This window comes from Streptomyces sp. SUK 48 (assembly GCF_009650765.1).
Lineage (GTDB): Bacteria > Actinomycetota > Actinomycetes > Streptomycetales > Streptomycetaceae > Streptomyces.
Map to the genome: position 1 here is coordinate 7,389,054 of NZ_CP045740.1, position 13,692 is coordinate 7,402,745.

Here is a 13,692-nt window from a genome sequence, read left to right on the forward strand (position 1 = left end):
GTCAACCCGCCTTGGACGTGCGGGACTTACCGGTGGCCCGGTCCCGGGCCTGTTCGGCGGCGGCGCGCACCGCGCCCCGGTGGACCGGTCCGTGGCCGGGCAGCAGGGTGTCGCCGTCGAGCCCGGCGATCAGGTCGAGGGAGGCCACGACCCGGGCGCGGTCGTGGTCGAAGAAGCCGGGCAGCAGTTGCGGCCCCTTGGTCCAGGACACGGCGTGCCCGCTGACCAGGGCGTCCCCGGAGATCACGATGCCGGTCTCCGGCAGGTGGTAGACGCAGTGCCCGTCGGTGTGGCCGGGGGTGTGCACGGGCACCGGGCGGCCCGGCAGGTCGAGCGCGCCCGCTCCGGGGAACGGCTCCGGCGCGGTGACCGGGTTGTGCTCCATGCCGCCCACCTTGATGACATGCGCGGCCCACGGCAGCATGCCCGGCCGCCAGACGTTGCGGACGACGTCGCCGAGGGTGGCCTGGTGCAGGAACTCCCGCCGGGCGTGCGGGACTTCGGCCGGGTGGAGGTAGACCGGCGTGCCGTACGTCGAGCGCAGGTACTCGGCCGAGCCCAGATGGTCGTTGTGCGCGTGGGTGATCAGCACGGCGGAGACCGCCTCCGGTGAACCGCCCACCGCGGCGAGGGACTCCAGGATTCCCGGCCGGTCCCCGGGATACCCGGTGTCGATCAGGGTGAGGGCGTCCCCGTCCTTCAGGATCACCCAGTTGACGTTGTTGCCGTGCACCAGGTAGGTGCCGTCGGCGACTTGGTGTACCTCTGCCCGCATGGTCTCTCCGCGCCCGAGTGCCAATGATCTTCGAGGAGACAGCCAACCAGATCCGCAACCGTGGGGCGCAAGGGGGCGGGCGGGACCGCTCAGCGCACGCCGTGCGGGCGGAACTGCACGCTGATCCGCGGTCCCGCCGCCCGAGCCGTCTTGGGCACGCAGTGCTCCCAGGTGCGCTGGCAGGCCCCGCCCATCACGATCAGATCGCCGTGCCCGAGCGGCCGCCGTACCACCGGGCCGCCCCCGCCCGCCGGGCGCAGCAGCAGATCGCGGGGCTCGCCCACGGAGAGGATCGCGACCATGGTGTCCTCGCGGGCGCCCTTCCCGGACCGGTCGCCGTGCCAGGCCACGCTGTCCCGGCCGTCGCGGTAGTAGCACAGCCCGGCGGTGGTGAACGGCTCGCCCAGCTCCCTCGCGTAGTGCCGGGACAGGGCGGCGCGGGCCTCGTCCAGGACGGGGTGGGGGAGGGGGTCCGCGGCGCCGTAGAAGGCCAGCAGGCGGGGTACGGCGACGACGTTGTCGTACATCTTCCGCCGCTCGGCGCGCCAGGGGACCTCCGCCGCGAGCCGTTCGAACAGGGCGTCCGCGCCGGTCAGCCAGCCGGGCAGCACGTCGATCCAGGCGCCGGCGCCGAGCACGGTCCGGCGCAGTCCGCGCAGGGGGCCCGGGCGCAGCTCGTCGGTCTGGTCGAACAGGGAGCCCTGGAGGTGCGTGGCCATGGAGCCAGCGTACTCCTGATTCGAAAATACGTTCCCATCCGATCGGGCGAGGCACGGCGAGGCACGGCGAGGCGCGGCGATGCCGGGTGGTCTCGGGTGGCGCTCGGCGATGCCCGCTGGTGCCTCGGCCCTTTCGATGCATCGGTGTATCGGATACATTCGCGTATCGAAGGGGGTGCCGTCATGCAGGAGTCCGCCAGACGCGTCACCCGGCGCCGGGCCGAGACCCGTGCCCGGCTGCTCGACGCCGCGTTCGGAGTGTTCGCGGCCAAGGGGTTCGGACGGGTCTCCATCGAGGAGGTCTGCGAGGCGGCCGGGTACAGCCGGGGCGCCTTCTACTCGAACTTCGCCACCCTGGACGAGCTGTTCTTCGCCCTCTACCAGGAGCGCGCCGACCTCATCGCCGCCCAGGTCGCGGACGCCCTCGCCGAGGACGGCCCCGGCCTCGACGTACCGGCCGCCGTGGACCGCGTCACCGAGGTGCTGCTGCTCGACGTGGACTGGCTGCTGGTGAAGACCGACTTCCTGGTGCACGCGGCCCGCGACCCGGAGGTCGCCCGTGTCCTGCTCGGCCACCGCGCCCGGCTCCGGGAGGCCGTCGCCGACCGCCTCTTCCGGTCCCGGGGCCACACCGGACTCCCCGCCGTGCTCGGTGACACGGCCGGCGCCGCGCACGCCGTGGTCGCGGCCTACGACGGCGTCACCACCCAGCTGCTGCTGGACAAGGACATCGAGCACGCGCGGAGCTGGCTCAAGCAGCTGCTCACCGCGCTGCTCACGGACGGCGGCGGGCGCGCCGGCCACCCCCTCGACCCCGCGCTGACCCCTCGGCCATGCGCTGACCCCTTGGTCACGCACGGATTCCCGGCCACGTACTGACCCCTCCACCACGAACTGACTCTCGACAACGCACTGAGGAAGGAACCTCCACGCCATGGACGCGGACGTCATCGTCGTCGGAGCGGGCCTCGCCGGCCTGGTCGCGGCTCATGAACTCACCAGCCGGGGACGCCGGGTGGCCCTGGTCGACCAGGAGAACGCCGCCAACCTCGGCGGCCAGGCGTACTGGTCCTTCGGCGGCCTCTTCCTCGTGGACTCGCCCGAACAGCGCCGGATCGGCGTCAAGGACTCCTTCGAACTGGCCTGGAGCGACTGGCGCGGCAGCGCGCGGTTCGACCGGATCGAGGACGAGGACTCCTGGGCGGTGCGCTGGGCCCGCGCCTATGTGGAGTTCGCGGCCGGCGAGAAGCGGTCCTGGCTCCAGGGGCACGGCATCGAGCTGCTGCCCACCGTCGGCTGGGCCGAGCGCGGCGACCTCAGGGCCGACGGGCACGGCAACTCCGTGCCCCGCTTCCACATCGCCTGGGGCACCGGCACCGGAGTCGTCGAACCCTTCGTCCGCCACGCCCGGCAGGCCGCCCGGGACGGACTGCTGACCTTCCACCACCGCCACCAGGTGGACGACCTGGTCATCGAGGACGGCACCGCCCGCGGTGTGCGCGGCACGGTGCTCGCCCCCGACGACGCCCCGCGCGGCGTCGCCTCCAGCCGCGAGCGCGTCGGCGACTTCGAACTCACCGCCCAGGCCGTCGTCGTCACCACCGGCGGCATCGGCGCGAACCACGACATCGTGCGCCGCTACTGGCCCGAGCGGCTCGGCACGCCCCCCGCCGAGATGGTCACCGGCGTCCCCGCCCACGTGGACGGCCGGATGCTCGACATCAGCGCGGCGGCGGGCGTCCGCCTGGTCAACCGGGACCGGATGTGGCACTACACGGAGGGCCTCCAGAACTGGAACCCGGTCTGGCCCGGCCACGGCATCCGCATCCTGCCCGGCCCCTCCGCCGTCTGGCTGGACGCCCTCGGCCGCCGGCTGCCCGACCCCTGCCTGCCCGGGTACGACACCCTCGGCACGCTCAAGTACCTGCGCACCACCGAGGACATCGCGGGCTACGACCACTCCTGGTTCCTCCTCACCCGGAAGATCATCGAGAAGGAGTTCGCGCTCTCCGGCTCCGAGCAGAACCCCGACATCACCGCCAAGGACCGCAAGGCCGTGGTGCGCAGCCGGCTCGTCGGCAAGGGCGCGCCGGCGCCGGTGCGGGCGTTCCTCGACAAGGGCGCCGACTTCGTCACCGCGGACAGCCTGGAGCGGCTGGTCGAGAAGATGAACGCTCTCACCGGGCAGCCGCTGCTGGACGCGGCCGGGGTGCGCCGCCAGATCGAGGCCCGCGACCTCCAGATGACCAACCCGTACAGCAAGGACTCCCAGGTCCAGGGCATCCGCAACGCCCGCCGCTACCTCGGCGACCGGCTCGGCCGGGTGGCCGCGCCGCACCGCCTCCTGGACCCGGCCGCGGGCCCGCTGATCGGCGTACGGATGCGTGTGCTGACCCGCAAGACGCTCGGCGGCATCCAGACCGACCTCGACTCACGCGCCCTCGGCGCCGACGGGACGCCGATCGAGGGGCTGTACGCGGCCGGCGAGGTGGCCGGGTTCGGCGGCGGCGGGGTGCACGGCTACAACTCCCTGGAGGGCACCTTCCTCGGCGGCTGCCTCTTCTCGGGCCGCGCCGCGGGCCGGCACGCGGCCCGGCACACCGGCTGACCTGGGGCGCCCCTAGGTCCTCTCGTTTGGATCTTGCCGGGCTCGCGGGGTCTGGCACCGCTTTCTGATCCGGCCTGATCCAGACGAAAGACCCTAGCCGTCGGCGCACCCGAGCAGCTCCAGGAGCACCTGGGCGTGGCTGCGCTCCGGCAGCTTGCGCGCCGTCAGCAGGGTCACCGGGCCCGCGCGGACCGACTCCCGCAGGCCGTCGAGCAGCTCGGCGGCCTCGGGGGCGGCCAGTTCCGCCTCGTACAGGGCGCGGAAGCCCTCGTACGACCCGCCGCCGTGGTACCAGGTGCGCAGCTTCGCCGAGGGGGTGAGCCCCTTGGGCCACTCGTCCACGTGCGCGGCCTCCTTGGTCACGCCCCGCGGCCACAGCCGGTCGACCAGCACCCGCAGCCCGTCGTCGGGCTCGGGCGGTTCATAGATCCGGCGCACGCGCACGCTCATGACCGGACCCCTTCCTGCGCGACGGCGGCCACCTCCGGCGAGCGTACTGCGCGGGCCGCGGGGGCGCCGGTCGGCGGCCCGGCCGCCCGGAACCCGCCACTCACCCGCCTCCACCCCCGCCGAGCAGCGATCTCGCCACCACCTGGCCAGAATGAAACCGGAGACCCGGAGCCACCGGCGCCTCTAGTCTGTGGGCCAGCCGACCACCTCAAGAGGAGCGCACGTGACGTCACCCCGCAGACAGCCCGCCCGCCGCCGTACCACGGTCCTCGGCCGCCGGGCGGTGCTCGCCACCGTGCCCGTCGCCGTGGCCGCGCTCGTCGGTGCCGCCGGACCGGCCGGCGCGGGCACCATCGGCGCGGCCGGCGCGGGCGACCCCTACTTCCCGCTCAGCGGCAACGGCGGCTACCACGTGCGCCACTACGACCTGACGCTGCGCTACCAGAAGGACGGCCGCCTGGACGGCACCGCGGTCCTCAGCGCCCGCGCCACCCAGCCGCTCACCCGCTTCGACCTCGACTTCAAGGGACTGACGGTCGGCGGCGTCAAGGTCGACCGCGGCGCCGCGGGCGTCAAGCGCTCCGGGCAGGAACTCGTCGTCACCCCGCGCCACGCCCTGCGCGCGGGCCAGGACTTCACGGTCACCGTCACCTATCACGGCACGCCCAAGCCGGTCACCGACCCCGACGGCTCGGCGGACGGCTGGATCGCCACCGACGACGGCGCGTTCGTCGCCAATGAGCCCCAGGGCGCCATGACCTGGTTCCCGGGGAACGCCCACCCCAAGGACAAGTCGTCGTACGACTTCACCCTCACCGTGCCCAAGGGCCGCACCGCCGTCGCCAACGGGAACCTGCTCGGACAGCGCACCGTCGGGAACGAGACCACCTTCCGCTGGCGCGAGACCCGGCCCATGGCCGCCTACCTGGCCACCGCCACCATCGGCACCTTCCAGGTCAGGCAGTACACCACCCGCGACGGCATCCGGGTCTACGACGCCGTCGACCCGCGTGAGGCCAAGGCCGCGGCCCCGGTGCTCAAGCAACTGCCGTCGGTCCTGGAGTGGGAGAGCAAGCTCTTCGGGCCCTACCCGTTCACGTCGGCCGGCTCCATCGTGGACCACGCGAAGGTCGGCTACGCCCTGGAGACGCAGACCCGCCCGCTCTACGACTCCGCGCCCGACATCCTCACCCTGGTGCACGAGAGCGCCCACCAGTGGTTCGGCGACTCGGTGTCGCTGACCTCCTGGAAGGACATCTGGCTGAACGAGGGCTTCGCGACCTACGCGGAGTGGCTCTACTCCGAGCAGCACGGCGGCGCGAGCGCCCAGCACACCTTCGACGAGCTCGACGCCCGCCCGGCGGGCAACGAGCTGTGGGCCTACCCGCCCGGCGACCCGGGCAGCGGCGAGAACATCTTCGGCACGCCCGTCTACGACCGCGGCGCGATGGCCCTGCACGAGCTGCGCAAGGCGGTCGGGGACCGGACGTTCTTCGCGATCCTGCGCGCCTGGGCCGCCGAGCACCGGGACGGACACGGCACCACCGCGCAGTTCGTCCGGCTCGCCGAGAAGAAGTCCCAGAAGCCGCTGGACTCCCTCTTCCACACCTGGCTGTTCACGAAGGGCAAGCCGAACCGGGCCTGAGTTCTTACCAATTCCACATAACTGTCGGCGAAGCTCGACGGCATGATCAACCGCAGAACCGCTCTTCCCCTCCTCGCCTCCCCGCTGCTGCTCACCGGCTGCGGCGGGAGCGGCGGGGAGGCCGGGCACCGGGCGCGGCCCACCCGGCCCGCGCCCGCGTCCGGCACCACCTCGCAGGCCGAACAGGCCCCCCACGCGATACCCGGGCTCGGCCCCACCAGGACGGCGGCGATACCGGAGCAGTGCACCCAGGCCGTCGTCGCCACCGGGCGCGGCCCCGACTCCCCGCAGTGCACGGTCGTCCTGCACCAGCGCACCGCCGACGGCTGGCAGGCGGGCCCGAGCTGGCCCGCGCACAACGCGCTCAAGGGCTGGAGCGCCCACCACATGCTGGGCGACCTGCGCTCCCCGCTCGGCGTGTACACCCTCTCCGACGCCGGAGGACTGCTGCCCGACCCCGGCAGCAGACTGCCGTACCACGAGTCCGCCGGATTCCACTCGCCCGGCACCGGTTTCGAGGGCGAACCCCTGGACGGCTGCTTCGACTACGTCATCGCCATAAACTACAACCGCAAGCCCGGCACCTCCCCGCTGGACTGGACCCGCCCCCTCGGCCCCCGGCGCGGCGGGGGAGTCTGGCTGCACGTCGACCACGGCGGCCCCACCCACGGCTGCGTCAGCGTCGCCAAGGCGCACATGAAGGACCTGCTGCGCACCCTCGACCCGGCCCGGCACCCGGTCGTCGCGATGGGGTACGCCGACTGGCTCGCGGCCTGAGCCGCTTAGTATCCGCGATTGTGTGCGCACATGTGCTGGTCGCCGAGGACGACGAGAAGCAGGCCGAACTGATCCGCCGCTCCCTGCTGGCCGAGGGACACACCGCGACGGTGGTGCACGACGGCGGGGCCGCGCTCGAAACGGCCCGCCGGCTGCGGCCCGACCTCCTCGTCCTCGATCTGATGCTGCCGGTCCTGGACGGCTTCGGCGTCTGCCGCGGACTGCGCGGCGAGGACGGTGAGCTGGACGTCCCCGTGGTGATACTCACCGCCCGCTCCGGCGAGGACGACGTGCTGCTCGGCCTCGAACTGGGCGCCGACGACTACCTCACCAAGCCGTACAGCCCGCGCGAACTGATGGCCCGCGTCCGCACGGTGCTGCGACGCAGCGGCCGGGCCGCCGGCGCCCGCGGCGACGACCCGGCGGTGCGGGCCGCCGGGCTCAGCGTCGACCCGGTACGGCACGAGGTGCGCTGCGAGGGACTGCCGGTGGACGTCACCCCGGCCGAGTTCCAGATCCTGCTGGCGATGGCGGCCGAACCGGAGCGGGTGTTCACCCGGCGCCAACTCCTCCAGTGCACCCGGGGGTTCGACCGGTCCTCCACCGAACGGGCCGTCGACGTCCACATCATGAACCTGCGCCGCAAGATAGAGGCCGACTCCCGGCGTCCGGTACGGCTGCTCACCGTGTTCGGCGTCGGCTACAAGCTCAGCGGCCGGCCGTGAGGTCCCGGCCGGGGCGGGGGAGCGGGGGCCGGGGCGCCCGGCGCCGGATACCGCTGCGCAAGCGGCTGCTGGTCCGGCTGCTGTCCGTCTCCGCGCTGATCGCCGTCTGCTCGGTGGCGGCCACCGCCTGGCTCGCGGTGACCACCACCACCAGCGCCCTCAAGGAGGAACAGGGCCAGGACCTCGCCGCCGACAACAGCATCCTCGCCCAGCTCAGCGGGTACGCGGCCACCCACTCCGACTGGTCCGGCGTCCAGCGGTCCGTGCGCGACCTGGCGGCGCGGACCGGGCGGCGGATCGCGCTCACCACCCCCGACCGCACCCTCGTCGCCGACTCCGCGCCGCGCGGCACCCCGCTGCCGCCCCGGCCCGCCGCCGGCGTGGACCCGCTGCGCACCGACACCTACAGCGAGACCGGCGCCCAGCTCAGCGGCATCGACCCGCGCGCCGTCGGCCCCTACCGGCTGCCCGCGAAGGAACGCGCCGCACTGGAGTCGCTGGCCGCCCGGGACCGGCGATGCTATGCCCGCTACGGCCTGCGGACCACGGTGCGGGCAACGCCCAGCGGACGCCCCGTGCTCGCCGGCGGCGACGGCGCCGACCCGTCCGGCTACGGCGTGGCGGGGTGCGGGACCGAGGGGCTCGACGCCCCGACGCCCACCGAGACCCGGGCCCTGGACACGCTGTCCCAGCTCGCCCGCCCCTGTCTGCGGCAGGCGGGCCTGGACGCCGGCGGCGGCCCGCTGTTCCTCGCCTACGACCCGGGGGCCAAGGACCACTTCGGCGGTGGCCCCCTGCTCGCCAAGGTCGCGGGCAAGGACCGGGAGGCCACTGTGCGTTCGGCCCAGACCTGTGTGCTCGGCGCGCGCCGCGCCCAGCTGGAGCCCTATGTCGCCCCGGCCGCCGACCTGTTCCTCGGCATCGGCGACCAGAACCCGTCCCGCTTCGACATGTCACCGGCGAACAAGTCCAAGGTGGTGTCCGCGGCCGGGCTGGTCCTCGCCGTCACCGTCGCGGTGACCGCCGCCGTCGCCATCCGGCTGGTACGGCCGCTGCGCGCGCTGACCGAGGCCGCGCAGGCGCCGCCCGAGCGGCATGTCCGGGTGCCCGTGACCACCCGGGACGAGACCGGCATCCTCGCGGAGGCGTTCAACGAACTCACCGAGCGCCGCGAACGCCTGGAGGCCCAGCGCAAGGCCATGGTCAGCGACATCGCGCACGAACTGCGCAGCCCGCTCACCAACATCCGGGGCTGGCTTGAGGTGATGCGCGACGGCGTGGTCGAACCGGATCCGGGCCTGCTGGACTCCCTGCACGAGGAGGCGCTCGTCCTCCAGCGGATCATCGACGATCTCCAGGACCTGGCCGCCGCCGACGCGGGCACCCTGCGCCTGCACCGCGAACCGCTGCCCGCGGGCGAACTGCTGGGCCAGGTCGCCGCCGCCCACCGGGTGGCCGCCGACGCGGCCGGGGTCGCGCTGGTGACCGGGGCCGACCCGGCGCTCTGGCTGGACGCCGACCCGGTACGGATGCGGCAGGTGCTCGGCAACCTCGTCTCCAACGCGCTGCGGCACACCCCGGCCGACGGCACGGTCACCCTGACGGCCCGCCGGGACGGCACCGACGCCGTGCTCACCGTCGCCGACACCGGCTCGGGCATCGCCGCCGAGGATCTGCCGCAGGTCTTCGAACGGTTCTGGCGGGCCGAGAAGTCGCGCAGCCGCCGCACCGGAGGCAGTGGTCTCGGGCTCCCGATCGTCCGCCAGCTGCTGGCCGCGCACGGGGGTACGGCGCATGCCACCAGCGAGTCCGGAGAGGGCGCGGTGTTCACCCTGCGGCTGCCGGCCACGCCGGCACCGGGGGAGGAGCCGTGGGGGAGCCGACCGAGAAGTCGTGAGCCACCGTGCCGGGTTCAGCCCGAACGCGAGTGGGAGCGGGCCCGGCGGCGCAGCCTGCGGCGCTCCACCTCGGTGGTGCCGCCCCAGACGCCGATGCCTTGACCGGTGTCCAACGCCCAGTCGAGGCACTGCTCTCGGACCGGGCACCCCTCGCACACCATCTTGGCCTGCTCGGCCTGCACCTGCGCGGGCCCGGTACTGCCGATGGGGAAGAACAGATCGGGGTCCTCGTGACGGCATGCGGCCTGTTCGCGCCAGTTCTCCATGGAAGCCTCCCAGGTCGGATCGGAGTCGTCCGCGTCGGGCGGACGTGTGTCTCGTCATCGGGTGACCGGTCGGCGCGCCATGAAACGGCGTAGACCGGTAAGAGAGGTGAATTCGGCCACGGTGCGGCGGACTTCGGCCATTCTTCGGTCTCAGTCGCGCAGCGTCTCCGCCGCGGTCGCCGTCACCGCCTCCGCCAGCGCGGCCAGCGCGGGGGAGTCGAGCTTCCACTGCTGCCAGTACAGGGTGACGTCCATCCACGCGCCGGGCGCGAGCAGGGACAGCCGGCCGTCGGCCAGCAGGGGGCGGGCCTGGACCTCCGGGACCATGCCCCAGCCGAGGCCCGAGGCGACGGCGTCGAGGAAGCCCTCCGAGGTGGGCACGTAATGGCGCAGCGGGGCGGCCGAGGCGCCGCCCAATCGGCGGACGTAGCCGTCCTGGAAGTCGTCCTTGCGGTCGAAGACGATCACGGGCTCCGTGGCGAGGGCGTCCGGCAGGGGGCGGCCGGCGATCCGGGCGCGGGCGAACTCCGGTTCCGCGACCGGGAGATAGCGCATCCGGCCGAGCGGACGCGCCGTGCAGCCGGGCACCGGGTCCGGCGAGGAGGTCACCGCCGCCATCACCAGGCCCTCGCGCAGCAGGACCGCCGTATGCCCCTCGTCCTCGCGGCGCAGCTCGAAGCAGAGCCCCGGCACCCGGCCGAGCGCGGGCAGGAACCAGGTCGCCAGCGAGTCCGCGTTCACCGCGACCGACACCCGGGTGGGCTCCCCGGCGCCGCTGAGCCCCAATTCGCCCCAGGCGTCCCGCTCCAGCCGGGCGAGCTGACGGGCGTAGCGCACCAGCACCGCGCCCGACTCCGTGGGCCGGACCGGCTTGGTGCGCTGGAGCAGCACCCGCCCGGTGCGCTGCTCGAGGGCCTTGACCCGCTGGCTCACCGCCGACGGCGTCACATGCAGGGCGGCGGCCGCCGCGTCGAAGGTGCCCTCGTCCACCACCGCGAGCAGCGTCCGCACCTGGTCCAGGGGAAGATCCATCACGAGTCCATCACGAGCGCTAAGGATACGTAAGAATCTTTAGCTGTACTTGAGCGGCGAGGTGTCCTTAGCTTCGAGCCATGAACCACACCGCCCTGACCGCCGCGGTCGCCGGCTTCGGCACCGGCCTGTCCCTGATCGTCGCCATCGGCGCCCAGAACGCCTTCGTCCTGCGCCAGGGGGTGCGCCGGGACGCCGTACTCGCCGTGGTCGGCATCTGCGCCCTGTCCGACGCGCTGCTCATCGCGCTCGGCGTGGGCGGCGTCGGCGCGGTCGTGGTGGCCTGGCCGGGCGCGGTCCGGGCGGTCGGCATCGTCGGCGGCGTCTTCCTGCTCTGCTACGGCGTGCTGGCCGCCCGCCGTGTCGTGCGGCCCTCCGGGACCGGACTGGCCGCGGCGGGCGACGCGGCCGGGTCGCTGCGCCGGGCCGTGCTCACCTGTCTCGCCATGACCTGGCTCAATCCGCACGTCTACCTGGACACCGTCTTCCTGCTGGGCTCGCTCGCCGCCGACCGAGGTCCGCTGCGCTGGACCTTCGGGCTCGGCGCCGCGTTCGCCAGCCTGTGCTGGTTCACCGCGCTCGGCTTCGGCGCTCGGCTGCTCGGCCGCTGGCTGGCCCGGCCCGGCGCCTGGCGGCTCCTGGACGGTCTGGTGGCTCTCACCATGCTCGTCCTGGGCGTCTCCCTGCTCGTCGGAGGCTGAGAACGGATGCCGGTCCGGGGGTCGGGTCCGGAGGCCGGGATCCGTCTGCCGAACCGAGGCGTTCTCCCGCCGGTGCGATGAGATAGTTAGGCTCTCGAATCGAAAAGATGTAACGAGCAACCAGGACATCCGTGAACACCAGCGAGAGCAGTACCGAGACCGGCGACGACGCCCCGGCGGCCGAGCCCCCGCCCCACCGCGGCTGGCGCCGCTGGGCGATGGACACCCGCCCGCTGCGCATCCCCGCCTACCGGCGCCTGTGGTCCTCGACCATCGTGACCTCCGTCGGCAGCCAGCTCACCGCCGTCGCCGTGCCCAAGCAGATCTACGACATCACGCACTCCTCCGCCTGGGTCGGCTACGCCAGCCTCGCCGGGCTCGTGCCCATGGTGCTGTTCGCGCTGTGGGGCGGCGCGGTGGCGGACACCGTCGACCGGCGCAAGCTGCTGCTGTGGACCAACATCGGGATCGCGGTCACCTCGCTGCTGTTCTGGGCGCAGGCCGCCACCAAGCTGGACTCCGTGGTGGTCCTGATGGTGCTGCTCGCGCTCCAGCAGGCGTTCTTCGGCCTGAACGCCCCGGCCCGCAACGCCTCCATCGCCCGGCTGGTCCCGGCCGCGGAACTGCCCGCGGCCAACGCGCTCAGCTCCACCGTGATGCAGACCGGCCTGGTGGCGGGCCCGCTGCTGGCCGGTGTGCTCATCCCGGTCATCGGCCTGCCCGAGCTGTACCTCATCGACGCCCTCGCGCTGTGCGTCACCGTGTGGGCCGTCTTCCGGCTGCCCGCGCTGCCCCCGCTCGGCGACGCCCCCACGCGCCGCGCCGGGGTGCGCGAGATAGCCGAGGGCTTCCGCTACATATCCCGGCACAAGGTGCTGCTGCTGTCCTTCCTCGCCGACATCGTCGCCATGGTGTTCGGCATGCCCCGTGCCCTGTTCCCGCAGCTGGCCGCGCAGACCTACCACGCCTGGGGCGCGGGCCTCGCGCTCGGTGTGCTGTTCGCCGGCATCCCGGTCGGCGCGGTGCTCGGCGGCCTGTTCTCGGGCGCCTTCTCCCGCGCCCGGCGGCACGGCTGGATGGTCATCGGGGCCGTCGTCGCCTGGGGCGCGGCCATCGCCTGCTTCGGGCTCAGCGGCAACCTCTGGCTCGCCCTCGCCTTCCTCGCCGCGGCCGGTGTCGCCGACATGGTCTCCATGGTGTTCCGCGGCGCGATCCTGCTGTCCGCCGCGACCGACGAGATGCGCGGCCGGATGCAGGGCGTGTTCACGGTCGTGGTGGCCGGCGGCCCCCGCCTCGCGGACGTGCTGCACGGCACCGCCGGCGCCGTGTTCGGACCGCGCGGGGCGGTGGCGGGCGGCGGCGTGCTGGTCGTCGTCCTGATGCTGGCCCTGGCGGCGGCGGTGCCCGCGCTGCGGCGCTACCGGATCTGAGCGAGCGGCGGTCCGCCGCGCCCGTCGGCCTACAGCGGGCTGCGGCGGCCCAGCGTGTACTGGTCCATCAGCTTGCCGCGGGTGGTCTCCAGGCGGTGGGCGAGGATCTCGGCGACCGAGCGCACCAGGGACAGCCCGAGCAGCGGGTCCTCCACGCACAGCGCGAGCACGGAGGGCCCGTCGAACTCGTAGGCCCGCACATTGGAGAAGGCCACCGAGCCGAAGTCCCACTGGTACGGCGGGAAGAGCCAGGACCAGCCGAGCAGGTCGCCCGCGCCGAGCGTGGCCACGGTCACCCGCTGCCGCGAGGTGACCTGCTGGTCCAGATGGACCGCCCCCGAGCGGATCACCCAGAACCGGTCGGCCGTGCCGCCCGCCTCGAAGATGCGGCTGTCCTCCGCGAAGGACACCTCCTCGGCCAGCTCCATCAGGCGTTCGCGCTGCGCCTGGGGCAGGGCGGTCAGCAGTTTTATCGCTTTGGTCATGGCGCGGGCTCCTCGCCGGCGACGGTTCGGGTGCTGCGGTGCCTCGTAGGGGGCCGGTGCGTTGCGTACACCCATTTCAGCCGCTGGCGGCGGGCAGGGCACCTCGAAGGAAGCTGATTTCTCGCGGCCGGCCGTCGTCCGGGCAGAAAAAAGCCCTGGCTGGACGGGGGAAGCCAGCCAG

14 protein-coding genes are annotated in these 13,692 nt (G+C 73.5%); 8 read left to right on the top strand and 6 right to left on the bottom strand.

What is annotated here, in order from left to right:
- Nucleotide 1: 1 nt before the first annotated feature.
- Both GHR20_RS32755 and GHR20_RS32760 read right to left on the bottom strand, forming a co-directional pair.
- Nucleotides 2-775 (bottom strand): MBL fold metallo-hydrolase, encoded by a 774-nt coding sequence (locus GHR20_RS32755; protein WP_153815245.1) that lies wholly within the window; start codon nt 773-775, stop codon nt 2-4.
- Nucleotides 776-864: 89 nt separating this feature from the next.
- Nucleotides 865-1,494 carry an alpha-ketoglutarate-dependent dioxygenase AlkB gene (locus tag GHR20_RS32760; protein WP_153815246.1) on the bottom strand — a complete coding sequence of 210 codons (630 nt, stop codon included), beginning with the start codon at nt 1,492-1,494 and terminating at the stop codon, nt 865-867.
- A gap of 183 nt (nt 1,495-1,677) precedes the next feature.
- Between GHR20_RS32760 and GHR20_RS32765 the strand changes: the two genes are divergently transcribed.
- Nucleotides 1,678-2,373, top strand: coding sequence for a TetR/AcrR family transcriptional regulator (locus GHR20_RS32765; RefSeq protein WP_153815247.1), 696 nt, complete (start codon nt 1,678-1,680; stop codon nt 2,371-2,373).
- 55 nt (nt 2,374-2,428) lie between these two features.
- Nucleotides 2,429-4,102, top strand: a complete 1,674-nt coding sequence (locus GHR20_RS32770; RefSeq protein ID WP_153815248.1) for an FAD-binding dehydrogenase — start codon at nt 2,429-2,431, stop codon at nt 4,100-4,102.
- 93 nt (nt 4,103-4,195) lie between these two features.
- Here the strand turns inward: GHR20_RS32770 and GHR20_RS32775 are convergent, their stop codons facing one another.
- On the bottom strand, nt 4,196-4,552 hold the full coding sequence (locus GHR20_RS32775; protein WP_153815249.1) for a DUF488 family protein: 357 nt from the start codon (nt 4,550-4,552) through the stop codon (nt 4,196-4,198).
- Between the two features lie 223 nt (nt 4,553-4,775).
- Here GHR20_RS32775 and GHR20_RS32780 point away from each other — a divergent pair, with 223 nt between their 5' ends.
- From GHR20_RS32780 to GHR20_RS32795, 4 genes are read left to right on the top strand one after another with little or no spacing between them, the layout of a single operon-like run.
- Nucleotides 4,776-6,197 (top strand): M1 family metallopeptidase, encoded by a 1,422-nt coding sequence (locus GHR20_RS32780; RefSeq protein WP_148025905.1) that lies wholly within the window; start codon nt 4,776-4,778, stop codon nt 6,195-6,197.
- 42 nt (nt 6,198-6,239) lie between these two features.
- Complete coding sequence (locus tag GHR20_RS32785) at nt 6,240-6,974, top strand: L,D-transpeptidase family protein (RefSeq protein ID WP_111583429.1); 735 nt, start codon at nt 6,240-6,242, stop codon at nt 6,972-6,974.
- A 20-nt stretch (nt 6,975-6,994) separates the two neighbouring features.
- Complete coding sequence (locus GHR20_RS32790) at nt 6,995-7,699, top strand: response regulator transcription factor (RefSeq protein ID WP_153815250.1); 705 nt, start codon at nt 6,995-6,997, stop codon at nt 7,697-7,699.
- Nucleotides 7,696-9,699, top strand: a complete 2,004-nt coding sequence (locus GHR20_RS32795) for a HAMP domain-containing sensor histidine kinase (RefSeq protein WP_243878194.1) — start codon at nt 7,696-7,698, stop codon at nt 9,697-9,699. The genes GHR20_RS32790 and GHR20_RS32795 overlap by 4 nt, the downstream gene beginning before the upstream one ends.
- Here the strand turns inward: GHR20_RS32795 and GHR20_RS32800 are convergent.
- Nucleotides 9,612-9,863: a WhiB family transcriptional regulator gene (locus GHR20_RS32800; RefSeq protein WP_153815251.1), complete on the bottom strand. Its 252-nt coding sequence runs from the start codon at nt 9,861-9,863 to the stop codon at nt 9,612-9,614. The genes GHR20_RS32795 and GHR20_RS32800 overlap by 88 nt on opposite strands.
- Nucleotides 9,864-10,013: 150 nt before the next feature.
- Nucleotides 10,014-10,895: a LysR family transcriptional regulator ArgP gene (locus GHR20_RS32805; RefSeq protein ID WP_153815252.1), complete on the bottom strand. Its 882-nt coding sequence runs from the start codon at nt 10,893-10,895 to the stop codon at nt 10,014-10,016.
- Between the two features lie 80 nt (nt 10,896-10,975).
- Between GHR20_RS32805 and GHR20_RS32810 the strand changes: the two genes are divergently transcribed.
- Entirely contained in the window at nt 10,976-11,596 is a 621-nt protein-coding gene (locus GHR20_RS32810) for a LysE family transporter (protein WP_153815253.1), read from the top strand.
- Between the two features lie 131 nt (nt 11,597-11,727).
- A complete protein-coding gene (locus tag GHR20_RS32815; RefSeq protein WP_194859049.1) occupies nt 11,728-13,026 on the top strand; it encodes an MFS transporter in 1,299 nt (432 codons plus the stop codon).
- A gap of 29 nt (nt 13,027-13,055) precedes the next feature.
- On the opposite strand, the gene GHR20_RS32820 is transcribed toward GHR20_RS32815, so the two are convergent.
- Nucleotides 13,056-13,511 carry a cyclic nucleotide-binding domain-containing protein gene (locus GHR20_RS32820; protein ID WP_111583424.1) on the bottom strand — a complete coding sequence of 152 codons (456 nt, stop codon included), beginning with the start codon at nt 13,509-13,511 and terminating at the stop codon, nt 13,056-13,058.
- Nucleotides 13,512-13,692: the final 181 nt, after the last annotated feature.